Raw genomic sequence first — 22867 nt, forward strand, 5'->3', positions numbered from 1 at the left:
GACGGCCCCCGGCGCGGACGTCACCGTGCGCTGACCCGCAACTCCTTCACCCCGTTGATCCAGGCGGACCGCAGCCGCCGGGGATCGTCCACCAGCCTCAGGCCGGGCAGGGCGTCGGCGATGGCGTTGAAGATGAGGTTGATCTCGAGCACGGCGAGTGACTTGCCGAGACAGAAGTGCGGTCCGCCGCCGCCGAACCCGAGGTGCGGATTCGGATCCCGGGTGACGTCGAACTCGTCGGGCCGTTCGAACACCTCGGGGTCGCGGTTGGCGGAGGCGTAGAAGATGCCGACCCGGTCCCCCTTCCTGATCGTCTTCCCGCCGAGTTCGGTGTCCTGGGTGGCGGTCCGCTGGAAGGCGACGACGGGCGTGGCCCAGCGGACGATCTCCTCGGCGGCGGTACCGGGCCGCTCGCGCTTGTACAGCTCCCACTGGTCGGGGTGGGTGAGGAAGGCGTGCATGCCGTGGGTCGTGGCGTTGCGGGTCGTCTCGTTGCCGGCCACGGCGAGCATCAGCACGAAGAACCCGAACTCGTCGGAGTTGAGGTTGCCCTCGTTCTCGGCGGCCACCAGCGTGGAGACGATGTCCCGCGCCGGGCACTGCTTGCGCTCGGCGGCCATGTTCATGGCGTACGCGAGGATCTCGGCGGCGGACTGCTGTCCCACCTCCGCCGTGATGGCGAACTCGGGATCGTCGTACCCGATCATCTTGTTCGACCAGTCGAAGATCCTGGAGCGGTCCTCCTGCGGTACGCCGATCAGCTCGGCGATGGCCTGGAGGGGCAGCTCGGAGGCGATGGACGTCACGAAGTCGAAGGAACCGTCCTGCGCGCGGGCCCGGTCGACGATCGCCGTGGCCCGCTCGCGCAGCCGCTCCTCCAGCGCCCGGATGGCCCGGGGTGTGAACCCGCGCTGCACGATCTGCCGCACGCGCGTGTGCTCCGGCGGGTCCATGTTCAGCAGGATGAGCCGCTGGGCGTCGATCGAGTCCCGCTCGATGTGCTCGTTGAACCGGATGATCGCGGTGTTGAGGTAGGAGGAGAAGATCTCGGGGTGGGTGGACACGTACTTCACGTCCGCGTGGCGGGTCACCGCCCAGTACCCCTCGTCCTGGAATCCGGCGACGTTGCCCGTCTGGGGGATCCAGCGGACCGGTTCGGCGACGCGCAGCTCGGCGAACTCCGCCATCGGAACGTGGTGTTGCAGCAGGTCGGGGTCGGTGAAGTCGAACCCGTCGGGAAGCGCTGGACAGGGCATCGGCGGCTCCAGCCATCGGGCGACGCGATCTGACGGTTCATCAGAAACAGATTGCCGTGAAGGTAGTTCAGGACCCTCGAGGCTGCAAGACCCTTGCGGTGACGCACATCACGTCAGCAGACTGCACACAGCAGAGAACTAGAACACGTACTAGTTCCGAAGGGATCCGCACCCATGGCCGCCGAACCCGTGATCGTGGAAGCAGTCCGCACCCCCATCGGCAAGCGCGGCGGCGCGCTCGCCAACCTGCACCCCGCCTATCTCCTGGGCGAGACCTACCGCGAGCTACTCGGCCGCACCGGCATCCCCGCCGACGCGGTCGAGCAGATCGTCGGCGGCACGGTGACCCACGCCGGCGAACAGTCCATGAACCCGGCAAGGACAGCATGGCTGACGATGGGCCTCCCGTACGAGACCGCCGCGACAACGGTCGACTGCCAGTGCGGTTCCTCGCAGCAGGCGAGCCATATGGCGGCGAACATGATCGCGGCGGGCGTCATCGACGTCGGCATCAGCTGCGGCGTGGAGGCGATGTCCCGCGTCCCGCTCGGCTCGGGCTCGAAGCACGGCCCCGGCAAGCCGTTCCCGGACGAGTGGAACGTGGACCTCCCGAACCAGTTCGAGGCGGCGGAACGCATCGCCCGCAACCGGGGGTTGAGCCGGTCGGACGTGGACGCCCTGGGCCTTCTCTCCCAGGACCGGGCGGCGACGGCGTGGTCGGAGGAACGCTTCAAGCGCGAGACCTTCGCCGTCCAGGTCCCGACCACGGAGGAGGAACAGGCGGCAGGACAGGGCATGTGGCGCCTGGTCGACCGCGACGAGGGCCTGCGGGACACCTCCCTCGAAGCCCTGTCCCGCCTGAAGCCGGTGATGCCGACGGCGATCCACACGGCCGGCAACTCGTCCCAGATCAGCGACGGCGCGGCGGCCATCATGTGGGCGTCGAAACGGATGGCCCGCGCCCTGAAGCTGAAGCCGAGGGCGCGCATCGTCGCCCAGGCCCTGGTGGGCGCGGACCCGCACTTCCACCTCGACGGCCCGATCGACGCCACGAAGGCCGTCCTGGGCAAGGCGGGCATGTCCCTGAAGGACATCGACCTGGTCGAGATCAACGAGGCGTTCGCGTCGGTGGTGCTGAGCTGGACGAAGGTCTTCGACCAGGACCTGTCGAAGGTCAACGTCAACGGCGGAGCGATAGCCCTGGGCCACCCCGTCGGCGCGACGGGCGCCCGCCTGATCACGACGGCCCTGCACGAACTGGAACGCAGGGACAAGGAGTTCGCCCTGATCACCATGTGCGCGGGCGGCGCACTGGCCACGGGCACGATCATCCAACGGCTGTGACACGACCTCCGGTCCGGGCAAGGAACGTCTCGACCCCGGCGGGCCCGACAGCGAGGATCGGGCCCACCGGGGGCACCGTCCGGTCACTCACCCCGAATCTCCGGGGCGCCTTCTCCTGAGCCACGCACCGGTCACGCTCACCGTCGTCAGCAAGGCCCCGTACGTCGCGGCCCACGGCAGGGTCCGCGGAATGTCCAGAAGAGGGCCCACCACCCAGAACACGGCGGACGACACCACCCACCACCCGAGCGACAGCAGTACGGCCACACCCGGCGACAGGGGAGCCTCTCGCTTCCGGGCCGCCACCCGTCGGGCTTCCTCGGCCCTGCCGGTTCTCTCGTCACAGGTCTGCTGCCGGCGTGCGAGGCGACACGCGCCCCACGTCAAGAACCCCACCCCGGCGCCGACCGGACCTGTCTGGAGCCAAACGCCGGCATCGCCGAACCCGGACAAGGCCCAGACGATCGCCACCCACAGCACTCCCCCGCAGACCGCACCGGTGCGTACGGGATGCCGGGCGACCGCCACCTCCAGCCGAGTAGGCGGCTCCCCCGTCCCCAGTCGCCGTTCGACCGCCGGCAACGCCCTCTCCCAGCGCCGCATGCCCACCCCTTCGTGTCTCTCCCCTGCACAGGCGCGGATCGCTTTCCCCCCGGCCTCGGTCGACGAGGTCGACGCGTGGGCGTGTGCCGCCGGGCAGCCCCCCCTGTGGCGATACGCCGGAGGATATCCCCGCGTGCGGGTCGCGGACCCGAGTACCGGCCTGAGTCTGGCGCGGTGTTAAGGTCGCGGCTTTCGGCTGTTAGGGACTTGTCTTGACCTCCACCCCGGCCCCCGCTCGCGACCGTCTGCCCTCGCTCACCGGGCTTCGGTTCTGGGCCGCGTTGCTTGTCGTGCTGTATCACCTGTCCCGGCAGGTGGGGACCGTGCCCGGGGTCAGTGACGCCGTCTGGTACGGGCGCAGTGGGGTGACGTTCTTCTTCGTGTTGTCCGGGGTCGTGCTCGCCTGGACGTACGACGGTGCGGGGGTCTCCGTCCGCGTGTTCCTGTGGCGGCGGTTCGCCCGGATCTGGCCGATGCTCGCCGTGGGTGTCGGGGCGTCCGTCGCGGTGTGGTCGGTCCTGATGGACCGGGCCGTCTCCCTCGAGGCGGTCGCCGCGAACCTGCTGCTCGTGCACGCGTGGTTCCCGCAGCCGGTCGTCTTCACGGGCGGCAATCCGGCCGCCTGGTCGCTCAGTGACGAGGCCTTCTTCTATGTCGCCTTTCCCGCGCTGCTGGCCGTGCTCGCCGGGCGGCGGTACCGGGTGTGGGCGTGGACGGCGGTCGGCGTGTGCGGTGCCGCACTGCTGGTGTGGCCCGCGCTGGCCGGGGCGTCGCCCACCACCCGTACCTGGGCGCTCGACTACCTGCCCCTGACCCGCTCGCTCCAGTTCGTGCTGGGTGTGGTGGCCGGGCTGGCGCTCAAGCGCGGCTGGCGGCCCCCGGTGTCGCTGCCGGTGGCGGTCGGGCTCGTCGTGGCCTGGCACCTGGCGCTGATCCCGTGGTCCGACGCGGTGCCGGACGCCGTCTGGTACAGCCCGTACTCCGCCTCGCAGTTGTTCTCCGCGCCCCTCTTCGCCGCCCTCATCTGCGCCGCCGCCCGCGCCGATCTCGACGGCCGGCGTACCGGTCTCGGCGGTACCTGGATGATCAGGCTGGGGCACTGGTCGTTCGCCTGGTACCTCCTGCACGAGATCGTGATCCGGGTCGCGGTGTTCGCGTGGGGCAAGCCCGCGCCCGGGGGCGGGACGCTCGTCTTCTGGGCGGGGGTGCTGGTCGTCAGCCAGGCCTTCGCCGCCCTCGCCTACCGGTGTGTCGAGCGACCGGCCGAACGCCGGCTGCGGGGCCTGGTGGTCCCGCCCTCCGCGGGCGCCTCAGAGCGGCGGAGTCGGACCGTCGCCTGAGCGGGCGGCCTCACGCTCGCGAAGCCGGGCGCGCAGACGGCCGACCGTTCGTGAGAGGGCGAGGACCAGCCGCGTCACGCCGAGGACCAGGGAGACCGAGGCGAGCAGCGCGAGGAGGACCAGCGCGGGGTTGATCCAGGCCGGGACCAGGTCGTACGACGCGTTGCACCTGTTGTGCAGCGGGAAGATCTGCGAGGGCTCACGCCAGTGCTCCGCGCGGTAGGCCTCGTCGTACTTCTGGCCCCTCAGGAGCGTGCAGGTCTCCGCGACGTCGAGGCCGCCGGACCAGACTCCCCACAGCCAGACGACGAACAGGGCTCCGCAGGACAGGACCGACAGGGTCAGCCAGTGGAGCGCCGTCAGTCGCATCAACCGCAGTCGCACCGACCTCAGACGCACCACCCTCGCTCGCGCGGTGTCGCCCATCGCGTCTCTTCTCCCCCGTGTCCCCCGTGCCCCCGGCTTCCCATTCTCCCTCCTGGCGATCGGAAGCCTCTCCTCCCCCCAACTGCCGTCTGTACCATGCGGTTTGTCCTGAGCGTGCAGGAGCGGGCCGGGGCGGCCTCGGGGAGGGGACCGGACATGCTGAGCGAAGCGCTGACCGCGGCCGCGGCGGGCGGGGGGATGGCCGTCGTGCAGGCGGCGGGGGCGGACGGCTGGGCCTGGTTCCGGGTGCGGTGCGCCCGGCTCGTCGGACGGGGGGACGCCGACGCCGAACGGGAGGCGCTCGCGCGGCTCGATCGCACCGCCGCCGCCCTGGACGCCGTCGACGAGAGTGAGCGGCAGCGGGTGCGGGCGGTGCACGCGGTGCTGTGGCAGGGCGAGTTCGCCTCGGTGATCGAAGCCCTCGGGGAGCCGGACCGGGCCCGGTTGGCCGAGCAACTCATCGATCTCACAAGGGAGTTCGACGCCTCGAACGGGACGGCCCGCGGGGCCGTCGGCGGCAACTCCTTCCATGGGCCCACCGCCGTCCAGACCGGCGACCACAACCGGCAGGAGAATCACTTCGGATCAGGTGGATGACCGGTCCGGGCAGGAGGCCGGGCGGCGATACGGGCAGTGATCCGGACCCGGACGGTGAGGAGTCCGCCTCCGCCGGCGGGCACTCCGTCTCGGGGAACTCCTTCCACGGGCCCACCGCCTTCCAGGCCGGGGACCACAACACCCAGCACGTCCATCACCACCACATCACCCACGCCGCACCCCTCGCCACCGGCGCCGCGGACCCGCTCGACGCCGTCGCCGACGAACTCGCCCGGGTCGTGGGGGCCCAGTGGCAGGAGGAGGCCGGGCTGCGGCGACTGCTCGAGCCCGCCCCGCTGCCCGTGCGATGGCGGCTGAGCGAGCGCAAGGTGGCGGGACGGGTCGGCGGGGCCACCGCCGAAGGGGCGGGCCGCGCGCGGTTCGCCCCGCTGCCGGGCCTCGCGCCCGCCACCCGCGGTCGGCTCCGCGACGGCGGCGCACTGCCCGAACTGCACGCGGTGTACGGCGGGTTGGCCTCGGGGCGGCTGCTGGTCGTCGGACCGCCCGCCGCCGGGAAGACCGCCGCCGCCGTGCTGCTGCTCCTGGAGGCGCTCACCCATCGCGCCGCCCGGACGACGCCCGCCGACCGGGCCCGCGTCCCGGTGCCCGTGCTGCTCTCCCTCGAAGGATGGGACCCCGGCGAGGACACCGCCACCGACTGGGCCGTCGACCGGCTGACCCGCGCCTACACCCTCTTCCACGGCAGGGGCGGCCGCTCCCGTGCCCGGCGGCTGCTCGAACAGGGCCGTGTCTCCCTCTTCCTCGACGGCCTCGACGAGGTCACCGGCAGACTGCGCGCGGCGATGGTCTCCGCCCTGGAGGCGGCGCCCTTCCGGCTGGTACTGGTGTCCCGCGCCAGGGAGGCCGTGCTCACCGCGAAGAAGGCCCGGTTGGGAGGCGCCCTCGCGGTGGAGATCCAGCCGGTGCGCCCCGCCGACGCCGCCGCACACCTCCTGGACCGCCTGCCCTCCCCCGCGCCCCCCGCCTGGCGCGCGCTCACCGGGCACCTCCTCACCGAGGCGGGCGGCGCGGCCCCCCGGACCGGGGAGCGGGGTGAGACCCGTGCGGCCGGTCCGCTCACCGCCGCGCTCGCGGGCCCGCTCGCCATCGCCCTGCTGCGTGACGTCTACGGCGACGACGACCCCGTCGACGAACTCCTCGACACCGCGCGCTTCCCCACGCCCGCCGCCGTCGAGAACCACCTCCTCGACCACGCGGTCGCCGCCGCCTACACCCGCCGCCCCGGCCGGCGCCGTCCCCGCTACTCCGTCCGGACGGCCGAGCGCACGCTGCGCTACGTCGCCGTCCGGCTCACCCGCGAGGGCACGCGCGACCTGCGCTGGTGGCACCTGCCCGGCTGGACCGGCCACCGGCCCCGGCTGATCGCCGTGTGGGCGCTGTGCACGGTGGTGTGCGGGACCCCGGGCGTGCTCATGGCCTGGAGCCTCTACCCGAGCCCCGTCGTCGTCGTGCTCGGGGTGCTCGCGGCGGCGGGCGGCGCCTGCGAGATCTCCTCCAGAGTCGCGGAACTCAGCGCTCCGCAGCCCTTGTCGAGCGCGGGCCGGCGCGACATCTTCACCAGGGGGACGGTCCTGTCCGGCGTCGGGCAGTGGCTGTTCGTGGGCACCCTGCTCGTCCTGCTGGTACCGCTTCTGAGCGGCCCCGCTCCGCCCTGGTGGCTCTGGTATCTGGTCACACTGCCCCTCGGCTTCAGCGAGGTACTGGTCGCGGGCCGCGGGTACGGGATCGTCTCCGGCGCTCCCGTCCTCTCGCTGGGCGCGGGACGCCGCTACGACGGGGTGCGCGAGAGCTACGCCCGGCCGGCGGTGGTGGACACGCGGTCGGTGGGGCCCCTCCAGGTGTGGCGGCACCACATCGGGCTGCGCCTCTTCCTGGGACTGCTGACCGGCTTCGCCCTCGCGCTGTTCATCGGGCCGATCCTGATGTGGACGTGGTCCCCGATGCGGGGAGCGATGTTCGCGCTGACGGCCTTCGTGTGGACCGGCGCCACCTCGTGCCTGGCGGGCAACCTGGCCGTCGCCACCGCCCTCACCGCCGTCCAGCTGCACCACGAGGAGGGCACGCCCGTCCGGCTGGTGCACTTCCTGGAGGACGCCCGCCGGCGCAATCTGCTGCGGGCTACGGGCCCCGTCTACCAGTTCCGCCACGCGCGTCTCCAGGAACGGCTGGCCCGCCCCGCGGACGAGCCGTTGCCCCCGGCGCGGCGGTGATCACCCGCTCCGGGTCCGCTCCTTCGGCTCCTCCCCGGTGGACGACGGGTCGCCGCCCGAGGCGGACGCCGAGCCCGAGGCGGACGCCGAGCCCGAGGCCGACTGCGAGGACCGCGGCTCCCCGCCCGGTCCGTCCGCCGTCTCGGCCCGCGCCGCCGACGCCGCCGCCGACGGGACGGACCCGGCCCGCGGGCCCATGAACAGGTACGACAGACCGAAGCCGGCGCAGACCACCGCGGCTCCGCCGACCGCGTCCAGCACCCAGTGGTTGCCGGTCGCCACGATGGACGACACCGTGAAGAGCGGATGCAGCAGGCCCAGCGCCTTCATCCACCGCCTCGGGGCCACGATCGCGATGACCAGCCCGCACCACAGCGACCAGCCGAAGTGCAGCGACGGCATCGCCGCGTACTGGTTGGTCAGCGCCGTGAGGGTGCCGTAGTCGGGCTGGGAGAAGTCCTGGACGCCGTGGACCGTGTCGATGACGCCGAGGTCCGGCATCAGACGGGGCGGGGCCAGCGGGTAGAGCCAGAACCCGACCAGGGCGAGCAGGGTCGCGAAGCCGAGGGAGGCACGGGCCCAGCGGTAGTCGACCGGGCGGCGCCGGTAGAGGACGGCCAGCACCGACAGCGGCACCACGAAATGGAAGGATTCGTAATAGAAGTCGAAGAAGTTCCGCAGCCACCCGACCTTGACTACGGCGTGGTTGGCCCAGTGCTCGATGTCGAGGTGCAGGAACCGCTCGATGTCGAGGATCTGCCGTCCGTGCTCCTCCGCGCGTGACCGTCCGCCGGAGTTGGTGCCGCCCGTCGCCGCCAGCCGGACCCGCTGGTACGCCGCGTACGTGACGCGGATCAGGAGGAGTTCGAGGAGCAGGTTCGGGCGGGTCGTCACCCGCTTCAGGAAGGGGAGCAGCGGTACGTGCTTCCAGCGGGCCGGGACCGGCCGCGCGTACCGCGCCGGGACGGGCGCGCGGTAGAAGGGGGACGTGCGCGCCAGGAAGGGGAGGACCGTGGCCGCCGCGAGGGCCGCGAGGAGTATCGCGTTGTCGCGCAGGGGGTACAGGGCCGCCATGTTCGGCAGCAGCATCTTCGCGGGGAGGGTCGTCACGAGGACGACGGCGACCGGCCACACATAGCGGTCGGAGGCGCGTCTGCCGACCCGTCCCACCGCCGCCGGCAGGACCCACAGCAGCTGGTGCTGCCAGGTCGTGGGCGAGACGGCGACGGCCGCGCAGCCGGTGACGGCGACCGCCAGCAGCAGTTGGCCGTCGCGCGCGTAGCGGACCGCGCGGCGGACGGCGAGTACGGCCACCGCCGCGCCCAGCGCCAGGAACAGGCCGATCTCCGGCGGTCCGGAGAGGCCGAGCCGGAGCAGGGCGCCGTGCAGGGACTGGTTGGCGAGCTCGTCGGCCTCGCCACCGAGTCCGGCGCCCGCCAGGTGATGCACCCAGTAGGTGTACGAGTCGTGCGGCATCGCCGCCCAGGCGAGCGCCGTCCCGGCGGCGAAGGAGGCGCTCGCGGCGACCGCGGAGCGGCGGCGGCCGGTGCACCACAGCAGCGCCACGAACAGCAGGACGGTGGGCTGGAGGGCGGCGGCCAGGCCGATCAGGACGCCGGCGGCCAGGCGGTCCCGTACGACGAAGCAGCCGAGCAGGACCAGCAGCACCGGGACGATGCTCGTCTGGCCGAGCCAGAGGGCGTTGCGGACCGGCAGGGACAGCATCAGCAGGCTGATCGCGACCGGCGCGGCGAGCAGCGCCGTCCGTCTGCCGGCCGGCCGGGGCAGGGCGCGGGCCATGATCAGGCCGAGGGCGGCGACCAGCAGCAGGCTGCCGAAGGTCCAGCCCCAGCCCAGGGCCTGTTCCGCCGCGCGGGTGAGGGGCTTGAGGACCAGGCCCGTGAAGGGCGTGCCCGTGAAGCGCGTCGAGTCGTAGAGCGAGCCGCTGACGTGCAGGACGCCGTCCGGCCCGACCCAGGTCTCCAGGTCGGTCAGCCGTTCCCCGCGCGGGGTGCCGAGGACGGCGGCCACCTGGCGTACGGCGAGGAGCGCCGCGATCAGCCAGAGGCCGAGGCGGGCCGCGTGCAGGCGCGGTCTCGCCGTGCCGTCCGCGGTCGCTCCTGACGCATCCGCCGCTCGTCGCCCGCTGTGCTCCGCATTCGCCACGCCTCGTCGGCCTCCCACCGGGTCGGCCCCGCGCGCGTTCGGCGCGCGAGGTCTCCCTCTCGCACTCCAGGGGCTCGAACCACCCCTGGAGGCAGACACAGGCCACCCCCGCTTCACCTGACGTCCGCCGTCCTTTTGTCCGGAAGACGATAGTCGTCCCCATGCCCTCGCGTTTCCCCCGGACGGGCCGGGCGGCCGGATCAGGACCCTCCGGGGGACGCCCGAGGGCCCCCGAGGGGCGGTGGCGACCGGTGAGGAACCGGCCAGGGCCGAGCGGCCCGGCCCGGAGTGCCGAACGGAACGCGGCCTTCAGCCGTACCGTCGTAGCCACCACAATGCGCGCTGGCGGGTGACGGAGAGTGCTGGAGGGGATGCGGGGCATGGTCGGTTTCCTGCGGGGGCTGCGGGCGCGTCGGAAGGGGTTACGCGGGCGGGTCGCGGCCGTGCTGCTGATGGTGCTGGCGGTCCAGCTCGGTTCGCTCGTCGCACCGGCGTACGCCTGCGGTTGCGGCGCACTGCTCCCGGGCGACCAGCGGATGCTCGCGGTGGACCGCGAGGTCTCCGTCGTGCGCTGGGACGGCGCGCAGGAACAGATCGTGATGCGCCTGACGGTCGGCGGGGACGCCGAACGGGCCGCCTGGATCATGCCCGTGCCGCACCGGGCGACGGTCCGGCTCGGCGATCCGGCGCTGTTCGACCAGTTGGCCCGGGCCACGGCTCCCCTGCACCGCACGCGGCACCACTTCTGGCCGCAGGACGGGGACTGGCCGCTGACCACGGGCGGCGACACGGCGGGCCCGCCGCCGCCCCGGGCCGCGCCGGGCGTGGGCGTGATCGGGCGCCAGCGGCTCGGGCCGTTCGAGGTGGCCCGGCTCACCGCCACCGACCCCGGGCAGCTGGAGACATGGCTGCGCGGCAACGACTTCGCCCTCCCCGCCGCGCTGGAGGGCGCGCTCCGGCCGTACGTGGACCGGCGCTGGGAGTACGTGGCGGTACGGCTGGCCCCGGAGAGCGCCGGCACGGTGCTGCGCGGCGAACTCCAGCCGCTGCACCTGACGTTCGCGGCCGACTCACTCGTCTATCCGATGCGGCTGTCCCGGCTCGCGGCCGTCCCGCAGTCGCTCGGCCTGTACGTCCTCGCGGCGCACCGGATGGAACCGGCGTCGCGGATCGGCGGCGGACGGCCGCGGGTGACGTTCGCGGGCCCGGTCGGCGCGACGACGGGGCCGCTGGCCGCGCTGGCCGCGGGCGCGCCGTTCCTGACGGCCGTCGCCCAGGAGTTCCCGCGGCCTTCGGAGATCTCCGGGGACCACGAGCTGCGGCGGGCGCCGGCGGACACCCCCTACCGGCAGGTGATCTACGAGGACCGCCTGATCGCGCTGGCCGGGGTCCCGGTGTGGCTGCTGACGGTCCTGGGCGCACTGCTCGCCCTCAACGCGACGGCGGTCGTCCTGGGCGTCCGCTGGGGGCGGGCCCGCCGAGCCCCCTTCCCCGACCCGACCCCCACGGCACCCCCGGACCACTCCCCGCCCCCACCCGCTCGGCCCCCGACCCCACCGACCCCACCGGCTCTGGCCGTTCGGCCGGGCCCCGCAGCCACAACGGTCCCACCGGCCCCGCCCGCGCCGAGCACCGCACCGATTCCGGCCAACCATGCATGTCCCGCTGCCCCACCGCCCCCACCCGGCCCGCCGCGTTCCGTCGCCCCACCGACCCCGCTCGGCCCGCCGGGCCCCGCAGCCCCACCGACCCCACCCGGCCCGCCGCGTTCCGTCGCCCCACCGACCCCGCTCGGCCCGCCGGGCCCCGCAGCCCCACCGACCCCACCCGGCCCGCCGCGTTCCGTCGCCCCACCGGCCCCGCTCGGCCCGCCGGGCCCCGCTGCCCCACCGACCCCACCCGGCCCGCCGCGTTCCGTCGCCCCACCGGCCCCGCTCGGCCCGCCGGGCCCCGCAGCCCCACCGGCCCCGCTCGGCGCGCCGGGTTCCGTCGCCCCACCGATGCCTCCCGGCCCGTCGGGTTCCGTCGCCCCGCCGGTTCCGGCTCCGCGGATTCCGGTCGGTGCGCCGGGCGTTGTCGCGCCGCCGGTTCCGAGTGCCCCACCGGCGCCGCCCGGTCCGCCGGTCGAGGCGGGTCCGCGCGGCTCGGGCGGTCCGAGCGGCTCGGGCGGTCCGCAGGTGCCGGGTGCCCTGCCGTTCCACGGCGTTCCGCACCCTCGGGCCCGCAGGTCGGTCCGTACGAGCCCTCCGGTGGACGTTCCGCCGATACCGGGCGGTCCGCCTGCGCACGCGGCCCGGCAGGCTCCGGCGGACCCGGCGTGGCGCACGGACTCCCGGGTGCCGGGGATCCCTCCCGTCCCTACGGCCCCGCCGCCCCCTCCCGCGACCGGGCCGTCGCCCGCGGCCGCCACGCCGGCACCGGCACCGGCCCAGAGCACCGAGTCGGGCTCCGTCACCGCGCCGGAGGCGGCCGCGCGTCGTACGCCCCCGGCGCCGTCATGGCCCCCGTCCGCCGGACGGACCGCGCCTCCGGCCACGCCTCCTGCGCCGAACGGCTGAAAGACCCGGCCGGGGACCCGGGCCCGCCGACTTAGCATGCGTGACGAGACAAGCCGCTGGATATGTCAGGTACACGAGAGGCAGAGCGCATGAGCGAGTCGCAGGCCTGGGACGCCGTCGACGCCTACTTCACCGACCATCTCGCCCCGGACGACGAGGTGACGGCGGCCGCGCTGAGGGACAGCGAGGCCGCCGGACTGCCGCACGTCAACGTCACCGCCAACCAGGGCAAACTGCTCCAGCTGCTCGCCGAGATCCAGGGAGCCCGCAACATCCTGGAGATCGGCACGCTGGGCGGATACAGCACGATCTGGCTGGCCCGCGCGCTCCCTGCGGACGGCCGGCTGATCTCGCTGGAGTACGACCCGGGGCACGCGGAGGTCGCCGTCCGCAACATCGCCCGCGCGGGCCTCGACAAGGTGGCCGAGGTGCGGGTCGGCGCGGCCCTGGACTCGCTGCCGTTGCTGGCCGACGAGAACCCGCCCCCGTTCGACCTCGTCTTCATCGACGCCGACAAGGCGAACAACGCGCCCTACCTGGAGTGGGCGCTGAGGCTCACCAGCGCGGGCAGTCTGATCGTCGTCGACAACGTCGTCCGGGGCGGCCGGGTGGCGGACGCGGACGACGGCGGGGCCGACGTCCGCGGCACCCGCGCCGCGATCGAGCTCATCGGCTCGCACCCCAGGCTCAGCGGCACGGCGATCCAGACCGTGGGCGCGAAGGGGTACGACGGCTTCGCGCTGGCGCGCGTGCTGGCCTAGCCGCGCCGGCGGCACCATCGGCACCGGCCGCACCGGGCGCCTCCCCCGAGGCCCTCACGCCGGTGTCACTCCTCGTGGTAGAAGCCCACGTTGACGCTGCGCGGCCCGGTGCGGTCGAGGACGATGATCTCGCCGGAGCCGCCGCGCGGGAGCGTCACGGTCCCGCCGTAGGCGAGCGGCTGCGCGTACTCGCCGGAGACCAGCCGCACCTCGGAGGACGGCTCGTCCTGCGAACCGCGCAGCCAGGTGACCTGCCAGACGCCCTCGGGGCCGCAGAGGAACTCCAGGTGCACCCGGGAGACGAACAGCCAGTCCTCGGGCGTCGCGAGTCGGCACAGGGACTTGTCACGGCCCACCCGGAGCACGGCACCCGGCTCGCTGGGCGAGTCGGCCATCAGCATGCCGGCCGTGGCACCCTCTTCCGTCCCCGAGACGGTGGCCATGGTGAGTTCGAGCACGTGCGCTCCCCTTGAGGTGTCTTCGGCATGCCTGTCGGCGTCCTGGGTCCTAAGTGTGCTTGTGCAGCCGCCGCATGATAAATCGCCCGGCCTCACCGCGTCCGGCACAATGGACGCATGACCGAGCGAAAGCCACCTGGTGTTCCTTTCGAGTCCTGGGTCGACAAGCAGATCCGGGACGCCGAACGGCGTGGTGAGTTCGCCCAACTGCCGGGGACCGGGCAGCCGTTGCCGGAGATCACGGACACGGCGTACGACGAACTCTGGTGGATCAAGCGCAAGATGGCCCGCGAGGGCCTGTCCGTCCTGCCTCCGGCGCTCGCCCTGCGCAAGGAGGCGGAGGACGCGCTCGCGGCGGCCTACGCGGCGCCTTCGGAGCGCCTCGTCCGGAAGATCGTCACGGACGTCAACGTCAAACTGCGCGACATGATGTTCAAGCCGCCGCCCGGCCCCCCGCTGGGCATGCAGCCGTACGACGTCGAAGCGGTCGTACGGGAGTGGCGGGAGCGCCGGGCGGCGGCTGGAACCACGGACGGGGCCGACGGGGCCCCGTAGGGCAGGCGGCGTCCGGGGAGCCGGGGCGTCAGAGGTGCAGCAGCCGCTCCGTCAGCTCGCGGTAGTCCTTCAGGGTCAGCCGGAGCTGCTCGGTGTCGATGTCGGAGACGGGTGCGGCGACACGGTCCTTGGGGTCCTTGGCGTCCTTGCCGTCCCTGGTCGCCTCCGCGGACTGCCAGGTCCCGCGCAGGGCACGGCGGCGGCGGTCCACCGCGTCGGTGAAGCTCGCGGCGAGTTCCTCCAGTACCTGGTCGGCCTCGGCGACGGCGTCGCGGGGACCGTCGACGAACCCGACGACCGCGTGGCGCATACGGGAGGCCATGCGGTCGCACTCGTCGACCGGCAGGAGCGACGCGCCGTGGACGCCGTACGTGTCGCGACCGGCGGAACCGGCGGACGCCGCCGCCGGTTCCCGGCCGGACACGGTGTCCACCGCACCCCGCTCGTGGTGCCGGGCGGCCGTCCCGTCCTCGTCGGAGGCGTGGAGCGTACCGGTGCCCGCGCTCACGCCCGTGTCGGCGCCGGCGCCGAGCGGCGTCGGCTCCGTCACGGGGGCCGTGCCACGGGACCCGGCCGTCGGCCGGGCCTTCTCGACCGGCAGGACGGCCCCGTCGGGGGAGCCGGCCCGGCCGGACGGCACGGTGTCGGCCGACCGCGCGGTCGCACCGCCCGCAGCGGTCACACCGGTCACACCGGTCGTCTCGTTCGTGGCCCGGAGTCCGGTGGCGCCGGACCGTCCGGGCTCGGTGGAGCGACCCGGCTCGGTGGAGCGGGCGGTCTCACCGGCGGGTGCCGCGGCGTCTCGCCGCACGGCGTCGGCCCGGTCGTCCGCCGGCCGGCGGTTCTCCGGGTCGGCGGGCGCACCGGGTGCCGGGTGCGCGGTAGCTTCGGGGTTCGCGTTCGGGGTGACGTCCGGCATGGTCAGCCCTCCTTGGCCTGGTGTCGGTGGAAGCCGCGCGGCAGGTGGTGGCCGGAGCGGGAGCCGTCCTGGCTCACGCGCTCCGGGGCTCGGTCGCGGCCGGCCTCGTGGCGGGCCGCGCCGAGAAGGTCGTCGAAGAGGGCGCGGGCCTCGACCATGGCGGCCCGCATGTCCTCGGTGTTGGCGACGCGGCCCTCGCCGGGGCCGGGCGTGCCCGGCGTCGCCGCCGTGCTCGTGCCGTGCGTGACGCGTGCGACGCGGTGGACGCGCCGGTAACCGTGGACGTGGTGCGGGTGGTGCACGGCGAGCGCGCCGAGCTGGTCCTCGTACTGGCCGCCGTCCGGGAAGCCCCGGGCGCCGGCGACCTCCGCGAGCAGCCGGTCCGCCTCGGCGACCGCCTCCCGGGGCGAGTCGACGAACCGCTCCTGGGCGGCCGTCCAGCGGGCCTCGAACCGCTCGCGCTCCGCGGGCTCGAGCGGACGCTCCCGCAGTCCGCCGTGCCGCTCGACGAGGGTGTCGAGCTCCCGCTCGGCAGCCTTGACGTCTCCGTCGTGGCGGGCCACGGCCCGGTCGTACTCGGGCCCGAAGCGGCGCTTCAGACCGTGTCCGCCGTGTGAGCCGCGGGCCCGCACGGCCAGGACGGCCGCGATGGCGACGATGGCCGCCACGACCACGATCAGAGCGATGATCACTCCTGTGGACATGCCTTGCCTTCCGGTGTGTCGGCCCCACGGGCCGGTTCATGCTCCGTGTTGCCCGGACGGCTCCGCCCAAACGGCGGCGGTATTATCCACCCCTCCGCGGCAGCCCGCCCGCGGCACTCCTCCACCGCACGTCCGCCGCCCCCACCGTCCGTCCCGGTCGTCCGGCGGGCGCGCGCCCCAATTCGGTTGCGCGCGCCGCCGGTCCGCTTCCGACAATGTCGTCCATGACGACCTCGCCGGCATGGACCATCACCCCCGAGCGGCACGACACCGCCGACGCCCGCGCGCTCTGGCGGGCGTACTACACCGAGGTCAGCGACCGCTACTACCTGCTGCACGAGGGACGCCGTACCGATCCGGTCGAGCTGGAACGCGGGATCGCCGCGCGCACCGGCGCCGAACTCACGCCGCCCGCAGGCCTGTTGCTGGTCGGACGGTTCGGCGGTGAGCCGGCCGGGTGCGCGGGCGTACGGCTGCTGGACGCGGCCACCGCGGAACTCACCCGGGTGTTCGTGCGGGAGGGGCTGCGCGGCCACGGGGGCGCGGCGCTGCTCGTCCGTGGCGCCGAGGACGCCGCCCGGGCGCTCGGCGCCACGCGGATGGTCCTCGACACGCGCGCCGACCTCGTCGAGGCCCGTGCCCTGTACGCACGGCTGGGCTACGCGGAGACGGAGCCGCACAACGCGGACCCGTACGCCGACCATTGGTTCGGCAAGTCGCTTCGCTGAGCGCTCACTTGAGCCGGTGGTCGGGCAACACCTTCCCGCCGTAGGGCTGTTCGCGGTCGGATCCGCACAGCTCCGCGTTCAGCTCCTTGACGAGCTGCACCAGGTCGGTGGGCCGGTCCGGGCCCCACCAGTCGCCCAGCAGCTCTGCGAGCGAGTCCTCGCGGGCGTCGGCGAGCTGGTCGGCGACCTCGCGGCCCTCCTCGGTGAGCAGCATGTCGAGGCCCTGGCGCACGGCGAGCCCGCGTCCTTCGAGCTGCCGGACCGCCTCGATGACCACCGGCAGCGGGACGGTGGTGCGTTCGGCCACCATCGACGGCTCGACGCTGCCCCGGCGTCGCATCCGCAGCAGCAGCCAGCTCGACGCCGGCTGGAGGTCGTGGCCGGCCCGTTCGGCGATCGTCCGGTAGATCTCGCGGCGGCCCTCACGGGTGCCCAGGGCGGACAGCGCCCGGCACACCTCGTCGTAGGAGGACCGTTCCACCGGGTTGCTGGCGAGGGTCTCCGTCACGTCGGGCGCGGTGACCGAGCCGCGCAGCGGGTCCTCCTTGAGGAACCAGGCCAGGACGAAGCCGAGAAGGGCGACGGGCGCGGCGTACAGGAAGACGTCGGTGATGGCGGACGCGTACGCGTGCAGGGCCTGCGGGCGCAGGGCGGAGGGCAGCGAGGCGATGCCGCGCGGGTCGGACTCCAGGCCGCCCACCGAGATCCCGGGCGGGAGCCGCTCGCCCCGGAAGGCCTCGGTGAGCTTGTCGCCGAGGCGGCCGGCGAAGACCGTGCCGAAGATCGCGACGCCGAAGGAGGCCCCGATCGAGCGGAAGAAGGTGGCGCCGGAGGTGGCGACGCCGAGATCCTCGTAGGCGACGGCGTTCTGCACGATCAGCACCAGCACCTGCATGACCAGGCCGAGCCCGAGGCCGAAGACGAAGAAGCAGGCGCTCATCTCGGCCGTGGAACTGTGCTCGTCGAGCCGGTGCAGCAGGAGCAGGCCGATGGTGGTGACGGCGGTGCCGCTGACCGGGAACACCTTCCAGCGGCCGGTGCGGCTGACGATCTGCCCGGAGACGGTGGACGACAGCAGCAGGCCGACCACCATCGGCAGCATGTGCACACCGGACAGGGTCGGTGAGACGCCCTGCACCACCTGGAGGAAGGTCGGCAGATAGGTCATCGCGCCGAACATCGCGAAGCCGACGATGAAGCTGATCACGGCGGACAGGGTGAAGGTGCGGATGCGGAACAGTTTGAGCGGGAGCACCGGCTCGGCCGCCCGCCGTTCCACCGCCACGAACGCCACGCCGAGCAGCACGCCCAGCACCGCCAGGCCGATGATCTGCGGCGAGCCCCAGTCCCAGGTGGTGCCGCCGAGGGACGCCACGAGGACGAGGCAGGTGGCGACCGCGGCGATGAGGAAGGTCCCGAGGTAGTCGATGACGTGCTTGGTGGAGCGGCGCGGGATGTGCAGGACCGCGGCGATGACGGCGAGGGCGACGACACCGACGGGCAGGTTGACGTAGAAGACCCAGCGCCAGCTGAGGTGTTGGGTGAACAGGCCGCCGAGCAGCGGGCCGAGGACGCTCGTGGCGCCGAACACCGCGCCGAACAGGCCCTGGTAGCGACCGCGTTCGCGGGGCGGCACGATGTCGCCGACGATCGCCATCGACAGCACCATCAGACCGCCGCCGCCCAGCCCCTGGAGCGCCCGGAAGCCGATCAGCTGCGGCATGTTTTGCGCCATTCCGCAGAGCGCGGAGCCGATCAGGAAGATGACGATCGCGATCTGGAACAGCCTCTTGCGCCCGTACTGGTCACCGAGTTTGCCCCAGAGCGGGGTCGCGGCCGTCGACGCCAGCAGGTAGGCGGTGACCACCCACGACAGGTGCTCCATACCACCGAGCTCGCTGACGATGGTGGGCAGGGCGGTCGATACGATCGTCTGGTCCAGGGCGGCGAGGAGCATGCCGAGCAGGAGGGCGCCGATGGAGACGAGAACGTTTCCGGACACGTGTTCCTCACGTGGATCCGCCGCCCTGCTGTGCGCGTCCAAGACCATGGATGCCTCCTGAGGCTCTGGTGACCCTTTCCATCGTGATCGGTGTGACCCGTTATGGCCTCCCGAGTCCCCTTGCGCCCCGACGGAATACGACATTCCGGGGGTGGTGGGCAGCGAGGTGTGTGGAGGATCTGCATAATCTCTGGAGTTTGAATGGGGAGGGGCGAACACGTGAGCGATCCGACGGGGCGTGAGGGGCACCAGCGGCAGCAGGGGCTGCCGTGCCCGCAGTGCGGTGCGCTCCGCGCGCTCGACAACACCCCGTCCTGCTCCTGTGCCCGGCGCGCCTCCGAGAACCTGCGCGACACGCGCAGCTCCGAGGCGGCCGCCGCGGAGGACTTCGATCCGCTGCGGATCCGCCCCTACGTCGAGTTCGGTAACGGGACCGGGAACGACGCGGGCAACGCGAGCGGCGGCGAGCCCGGGCACGGCGCCGCCGGACGGGGTTCCGGCCCCGACCACGGCAGCGCCCCGGCGGGCAGTGCCGGACACGCACCGGCGGGGGCGGGGCACGTACCGACGGGGGCCGGACACGCACCGACGGGGGCGGGTCCCTCGCGAGGGGCGGGACCGGCCGCGGGTCCGGCCTCCGGTCGGGCCTCGGGCCCGGCCGACGTGACCATGCCACTGCCGGCCGTTCCGGCCGGCCCCGCCGCCCCGGCGCCGTTCCCGGACCCGGCGCGGAACCCGGCCGTGCCGGTCGACGCGACGATGCCCCTGCGGGCCGTGGATCCCTCCGCCGGTCCGGCACCGGACGCGACCACCGCCCTGCCCACTCCGCTGGCACCCTCCTTCTCGGAGCCCAGCACCACCGACCTGAGCCTGTTCGAGGCGGCGGACGTCGGCGCCGTCGGCCCGGGGGGCGAGGAAGCGCACCGTCCGCGCCGCCGCCGCACGCTGCTGGTCGCCTCGACCGCCGCCGTCGTGGCCGTGGTGGCGGCCGCCGGGTTCGCCTCCGGACTGTTCTCCTACGAGAAGCCGACGCGTGACGGGGCCGCTCCCGAGGACGTGCGGGCGGCCGTGCCCGAGGTCTCGACGAGCGCACCCTCGGTGTCGGCCTCGGCGAGCCGGTCCGCGTCCCCGTCGGCCTCGGAGGCGTCGCCGTCCCCCTCGGAGAGCGAGAGCCCGTCGCCCTCCGCCTCGGAGTCGAGCGCGTCGCCGTCGGCGTCCCCGTCGGAGCAGGCCGGGCAGACGGCCACGCCGACCGCGCGGGTGACCGGCTCTCTCGCACCCGGGAACGGGGCCGACAACCTGCCGGACGACTCCCCCGAGGTGGTCGTCCTGCGGCGTGGGGACAAGGGCGCCGAGGTGACCGAACTCCAGTTGCGGCTGCGCCAGTTGTTCCTCTACAACGGCGAGGCCAACGGCACGTTCACCGGCGAGACCGAGGACGCGCTGCGCAACTACCAGTGGTCCCGGGGCACCACGGGCGACGGTCTGGGCGTCTACGGGCAGCTGACCCGGACACGCCTGGAAGCCGAGACGACGGAGCCGTAGGCCGAGACGACGGAGCCGTGGGCCGCGCCGTTCACGCCACGTGCAGGCGTACGTCCGGTCCGACCGTCTCGACGCGCACCTGGCGCAGATCCCGGACCACCACGTCGGGGCCGTGCGCGGCCGCCCGGGGCCCGACGCCCACGACACGCATGCCGGCGGCACGGCCGGCCGCTATGCCCGCACCCGAGTCCTCGAACACCACGCAGTCGGCCGGGGCGATCCCCAGCTCCGCGGCGCCCTTGAGGAAGCCCTCGGGATCCGGCTTGCTCGCGCCCACCGACTCCGCGGTGACCCGCACCCCGGGAAGCGGCAGTCCGGCGGCGGCCATCCGGGCGGTGGACAGGGGGACGTCCGCCGAGGTGACCAGGGCGTGCGGGACGCCGCGCAGGGAGGCGAGGAACTCCGGCGCGCCGGGCACCGGCACGACGCCGTCCATGTCGGCGGTCTCCTCCGCCAGCATCCGGGCATTGTCGGCGTGGTTGAGGCGTTCCGGCCGGCCGGGCAGCAGTACGGCCATGGAGGCGTGGCCCTGGCGGCCGTGGACGACCTTCATGACCTCGTCGCCGTCGAGCCCGTGCGCTTCGGCCCAGCGCCGCCAGATCCGCTCGACCACGGCGTCGGAGTCGACGAGCGTGCCGTCCATGTCGAGCAGAAGGGCGCGGGCGGTCAGGACCGGCATGAGCGACTCCAGGTAGGAAGGAAAGACAAGGCGGCCCCGCCCGCCGGTCAGGGAGAACGAGCGGGAGCCACTTTGTTTCCCCACGGTACAAAACAAAACGGCTCCCCCGCCACTCCGGACTCCGGATCCCCCCGACCCTTCACCCCCCGTTCACCCCCGAGCCCAACCCGACAGCACCCCCGCAGCCCCCCGGGAACCGCCCCGGCGGGACCGACCGGAGCGGGCCCGGCAGCCCAGGCCCGCAGTGGACGCCCGAGGGGGCGCCCGGTCAGGGAGCGGACGCCCCAACCAGCCCGGAAGCGGGTGCCGGGACCGGCCGGGGGGGGCGGGCGGTCAGCCCGCGATCGCCTCCCACAGGCTCCATACGCCGAGCGCCAGCATCAGCAGGGCCGCGATCTGTGTGATCAGCTTCAGCGGCACCCGCTTCATCAGCGCCTTTCCGCCGACAATGCCGAGTCCGGCCACCGCCCAGAGGGCCAGCACCGCGCCGAGGCCGACGGAGAGCGGGTCGTCGTAGCGGGCGGCGAGGTTCGCCGTCATGATCTGGGTGAGGTCGCCGAACTCGGCGACGAGGATCAGCATGAAGCCCGCGCCGGCCACCTTCCAGAAGGACTGGTTCTCGGGCTTGCGGATCTCCTCCTCGCCGTCGTCCTTCTTGAGCAGCAGCACCGCCGCGCCGCCGAGGAACAGGACGCCGGTCAGAGCGTGGACGAGCTGCTGCGGCAGCAGGGTCAGCACGCTGCCCGCCGCGACGGCCAGCGCGACATGCAGCGCGAAGGCGGCGGCGACCCCGGCGAACACGTACGAGGCGCGGTAGCGGGTGCCGAGGACGAGGCCGGCGAGCGCGGTCTTGTCCGGCAGCTCGGCCAGGAAGACGACGCCGAAGACGAGCGCCGTCACGGTGATGCTGATCAAGGTTCCTCAATCGGTCGGGGCTGCCCCGCCGAGAGGCCTGAAGCTCGGGAAGACGCTTCGGGAAAGGAAGACACCTCGGCACGGCAGCACACATGTCATCCCTGCCACGAGGCACGGATGTGCACTGCTTGCCGAAGGTCTCGCTGGCCGGCCCTGACGGGTCTGCCTCCGGGCGCCGGCTCAGACGAGCTGAGCAGTATGTCGACGGTCCGGCGAAGAGCTACTCCCCTTCTGCGTCTCCCAGTGTACGAGATCGTTCCGCCAGGGACCTTGTCATGTCATGTACGCGTCACTAACTTCTCACCGGGCGCACATCTCCCCGCAACGTGCGGCCGCGAGCATTCCCACGCTCGCGCTCCAACACCCGGCTTCCCCCCAGGAGTTCGCATGTCGAAGTTCTACGCGCGTGGACGGCTGAGCATACTCGCCGCCCTCACCGGCCTCATAGCCTCGGTCGGGCTTCTCAACTCCCCGACCGCCTCCGCCGCGCTCCCCACCCCGGTCAGCGCCGCGACCGCCCGCACCTACCTGGCGTCCCTCACCGTCAAGACGGAGAACCGCACCGGCTACGACCGCGACCTCTTCCCCACCTGGATCACCATCAGCGGCACCTGCAACACGCGGGAGTACATCCTCAAGCGGGACGGTACGAACGTCGTCACCAACTCCGCCTGCACCGCCACCAGCGGCAGCTGGTACTCGCCGTACGACGGCGCCACCTGGACCGCCGCCTCCGACCTCGACATCGACCACCTGGTCCCGCTCGCCGAGGCCTGGGACTCGGGGGCGAGCGCCTGGACGACCGCGCAGCGGCAGGCCTTCGCCAACGACGTCACCCGCCCCCAGCTCCTCGCCGTCACGGACAATGTGAACCAGTCCAAGAGCGACCAGGACCCGGCCGAGTGGATGCCGTCGCTCACCTCGTACCGCTGCACCTACGTCCGCGCCTGGGTGCAGGTGAAGTACTACTACGGCCTCTCGGTCGACTCCGCCGAGAAGAGCGCGCTCACCGGCTATCTCGCGAGCTGCTGATCGACTCGTGACCGCAGGGCCCTCGCCACTCTCCGCCGTCGCTGCGTA

19 protein-coding genes are annotated in these 22867 nt (G+C 73.4%); 10 read left to right on the forward strand and 9 right to left on the reverse strand.

What is annotated here, in order from left to right; all coding sequences use genetic code 11:
* Positions 1-20: 20 nt before the first annotated feature.
* Positions 21-1256: a cytochrome P450 gene (locus Saso_RS01650; RefSeq protein WP_189917257.1), complete on the reverse strand. Its 1236-nt coding sequence runs from the start codon at positions 1254-1256 to the stop codon at positions 21-23.
* A 174-nt stretch (positions 1257-1430) separates the two neighbouring features.
* Between Saso_RS01650 and Saso_RS01655 the strand changes: the two genes are divergently transcribed.
* Together Saso_RS01655 and Saso_RS01660 are read left to right on the forward strand one after the other, a co-directional pair.
* Positions 1431-2600: a steroid 3-ketoacyl-CoA thiolase gene (locus Saso_RS01655; protein WP_189917258.1), complete on the forward strand. Its 1170-nt coding sequence runs from the start codon at positions 1431-1433 to the stop codon at positions 2598-2600.
* An 815-nt stretch (positions 2601-3415) separates the two neighbouring features.
* Positions 3416-4543 (forward strand): acyltransferase family protein, encoded by a 1128-nt coding sequence (locus Saso_RS01660; protein ID WP_189917260.1) that lies wholly within the window; start codon positions 3416-3418, stop codon positions 4541-4543.
* On the opposite strand, the gene Saso_RS01665 is transcribed toward Saso_RS01660, so the two are convergent.
* Positions 4514-4969, reverse strand: a complete 456-nt coding sequence (locus tag Saso_RS01665) for a hypothetical protein (protein ID WP_189917262.1) — start codon at positions 4967-4969, stop codon at positions 4514-4516. The two genes, Saso_RS01660 and Saso_RS01665, sit on opposite strands and share 30 nt — an antisense overlap.
* Positions 4970-5125: 156 nt before the next feature.
* Here Saso_RS01665 and Saso_RS01670 point away from each other — a divergent pair, with 156 nt between their 5' ends.
* Positions 5126-5566, forward strand: a complete 441-nt coding sequence (locus tag Saso_RS01670; protein ID WP_189917264.1) for a hypothetical protein — start codon at positions 5126-5128, stop codon at positions 5564-5566.
* Positions 5563-7797, forward strand: coding sequence for a hypothetical protein (locus Saso_RS01675; protein WP_189917267.1), 2235 nt, complete (start codon positions 5563-5565; stop codon positions 7795-7797). The genes Saso_RS01670 and Saso_RS01675 overlap by 4 nt, the downstream gene beginning before the upstream one ends.
* On the opposite strand, the gene Saso_RS01680 is transcribed toward Saso_RS01675, so the two are convergent.
* Positions 7798-9963, reverse strand: a complete 2166-nt coding sequence (locus Saso_RS01680) for a bifunctional glycosyltransferase 87/phosphatase PAP2 family protein (RefSeq protein ID WP_189917269.1) — start codon at positions 9961-9963, stop codon at positions 7798-7800.
* 359 nt (positions 9964-10322) lie between these two features.
* On the opposite strand from Saso_RS01680, the gene Saso_RS38900 reads away from it, so the two are divergent.
* Positions 10323-12521 carry a DUF2330 domain-containing protein gene (locus tag Saso_RS38900; protein ID WP_307822184.1) on the forward strand — a complete coding sequence of 733 codons (2199 nt, stop codon included), beginning with the start codon at positions 10323-10325 and terminating at the stop codon, positions 12519-12521.
* A gap of 89 nt (positions 12522-12610) precedes the next feature.
* Positions 12611-13282, forward strand: coding sequence for an O-methyltransferase (locus Saso_RS01690; RefSeq protein ID WP_189917271.1), 672 nt, complete (start codon positions 12611-12613; stop codon positions 13280-13282).
* 65 nt (positions 13283-13347) lie between these two features.
* Here the strand turns inward: Saso_RS01690 and Saso_RS01695 are convergent, their stop codons facing one another.
* Positions 13348-13740, reverse strand: coding sequence for a hypothetical protein (locus tag Saso_RS01695; protein WP_189917273.1), 393 nt, complete (start codon positions 13738-13740; stop codon positions 13348-13350).
* A 117-nt stretch (positions 13741-13857) separates the two neighbouring features.
* Here Saso_RS01695 and Saso_RS01700 point away from each other — a divergent pair, with 117 nt between their 5' ends.
* Entirely contained in the window at positions 13858-14295 is a 438-nt protein-coding gene (locus Saso_RS01700; protein WP_189917275.1) for a DnaJ family domain-containing protein, read from the forward strand.
* A 28-nt stretch (positions 14296-14323) separates the two neighbouring features.
* On the opposite strand, the gene Saso_RS38125 is transcribed toward Saso_RS01700, so the two are convergent.
* Both Saso_RS38125 and Saso_RS01710 read right to left on the reverse strand, forming a co-directional pair.
* Complete coding sequence (locus tag Saso_RS38125) at positions 14324-15214, reverse strand: hypothetical protein (RefSeq protein ID WP_229900981.1); 891 nt, start codon at positions 15212-15214, stop codon at positions 14324-14326.
* A 2-nt stretch (positions 15215-15216) separates the two neighbouring features.
* Positions 15217-15918 carry a hypothetical protein gene (locus Saso_RS01710; RefSeq protein WP_189917277.1) on the reverse strand — a complete coding sequence of 234 codons (702 nt, stop codon included), beginning with the start codon at positions 15916-15918 and terminating at the stop codon, positions 15217-15219.
* A gap of 224 nt (positions 15919-16142) precedes the next feature.
* On the opposite strand from Saso_RS01710, the gene Saso_RS01715 reads away from it, so the two are divergent.
* Entirely contained in the window at positions 16143-16646 is a 504-nt protein-coding gene (locus Saso_RS01715) for a GNAT family N-acetyltransferase (RefSeq protein ID WP_189917279.1), read from the forward strand.
* A gap of 4 nt (positions 16647-16650) precedes the next feature.
* Here Saso_RS01715 and Saso_RS01720 read toward each other — a convergent pair whose 3' ends face one another.
* Positions 16651-18696 carry an MFS transporter gene (locus tag Saso_RS01720; protein WP_189917281.1) on the reverse strand — a complete coding sequence of 682 codons (2046 nt, stop codon included), beginning with the start codon at positions 18694-18696 and terminating at the stop codon, positions 16651-16653.
* A gap of 171 nt (positions 18697-18867) precedes the next feature.
* On the opposite strand from Saso_RS01720, the gene Saso_RS01725 reads away from it, so the two are divergent.
* On the forward strand, positions 18868-20193 hold the full coding sequence (locus tag Saso_RS01725) for a peptidoglycan-binding protein (RefSeq protein ID WP_229900982.1): 1326 nt from the start codon (positions 18868-18870) through the stop codon (positions 20191-20193).
* 31 nt (positions 20194-20224) lie between these two features.
* Here Saso_RS01725 and Saso_RS01730 read toward each other — a convergent pair whose 3' ends face one another.
* Together Saso_RS01730 and Saso_RS01735 are read right to left on the reverse strand one after the other, a co-directional pair.
* Positions 20225-20872: an HAD-IA family hydrolase gene (locus Saso_RS01730; RefSeq protein WP_189917284.1), complete on the reverse strand. Its 648-nt coding sequence runs from the start codon at positions 20870-20872 to the stop codon at positions 20225-20227.
* A 333-nt stretch (positions 20873-21205) separates the two neighbouring features.
* Positions 21206-21787, reverse strand: a complete 582-nt coding sequence (locus tag Saso_RS01735) for a TMEM165/GDT1 family protein (RefSeq protein ID WP_189917285.1) — start codon at positions 21785-21787, stop codon at positions 21206-21208.
* 387 nt (positions 21788-22174) lie between these two features.
* Here Saso_RS01735 and Saso_RS01740 point away from each other — a divergent pair, with 387 nt between their 5' ends.
* Positions 22175-22819, forward strand: a complete 645-nt coding sequence (locus Saso_RS01740; RefSeq protein WP_189917286.1) for an HNH endonuclease family protein — start codon at positions 22175-22177, stop codon at positions 22817-22819.
* Positions 22820-22867: the final 48 nt, after the last annotated feature.

This window comes from Streptomyces asoensis (assembly GCF_016860545.1).
GTDB classification, from domain to species: Bacteria; Actinomycetota; Actinomycetes; order Streptomycetales; family Streptomycetaceae; genus Streptomyces; species Streptomyces asoensis.

Excerpts from the sequence above, each read along its gene's own strand:
- Saso_RS01700 (WP_189917275.1), top strand. The coding sequence starts at position 13,858 with ATGACCGAGCGAAAGCCACCTGGTGTTCCTTTCGAGTCCTGGGTCGAC.
- Saso_RS01650 (WP_189917257.1), bottom strand. The coding sequence starts at position 1,256 with ATGCCCTGTCCAGCGCTTCCCGACGGGTTCGACTTCACCGACCCCGAC.
- Saso_RS01715 (WP_189917279.1), top strand. The coding sequence starts at position 16,143 with ATGACGACCTCGCCGGCATGGACCATCACCCCCGAGCGGCACGACACC.
- Saso_RS38125 (WP_229900981.1), bottom strand. The coding sequence starts at position 15,214 with ATGCCGGACGTCACCCCGAACGCGAACCCCGAAGCTACCGCGCACCCG.
- Saso_RS01690 (WP_189917271.1), top strand. The coding sequence starts at position 12,611 with ATGAGCGAGTCGCAGGCCTGGGACGCCGTCGACGCCTACTTCACCGAC.
- Saso_RS01665 (WP_189917262.1), bottom strand. The coding sequence starts at position 4,969 with ATGGGCGACACCGCGCGAGCGAGGGTGGTGCGTCTGAGGTCGGTGCGA.
- Saso_RS01670 (WP_189917264.1), top strand. The coding sequence starts at position 5,126 with ATGCTGAGCGAAGCGCTGACCGCGGCCGCGGCGGGCGGGGGGATGGCC.
- Saso_RS01740 (WP_189917286.1), top strand. The coding sequence starts at position 22,175 with ATGTCGAAGTTCTACGCGCGTGGACGGCTGAGCATACTCGCCGCCCTC.
- Saso_RS01655 (WP_189917258.1), top strand. The coding sequence starts at position 1,431 with ATGGCCGCCGAACCCGTGATCGTGGAAGCAGTCCGCACCCCCATCGGC.
- Saso_RS01730 (WP_189917284.1), bottom strand. The coding sequence starts at position 20,872 with ATGCCGGTCCTGACCGCCCGCGCCCTTCTGCTCGACATGGACGGCACG.
- Saso_RS01720 (WP_189917281.1), bottom strand. The coding sequence starts at position 18,696 with ATGGTCTTGGACGCGCACAGCAGGGCGGCGGATCCACGTGAGGAACAC.
- Saso_RS01675 (WP_189917267.1), top strand. The coding sequence starts at position 5,563 with ATGACCGGTCCGGGCAGGAGGCCGGGCGGCGATACGGGCAGTGATCCG.
- Saso_RS01710 (WP_189917277.1), bottom strand. The coding sequence starts at position 15,918 with ATGTCCACAGGAGTGATCATCGCTCTGATCGTGGTCGTGGCGGCCATC.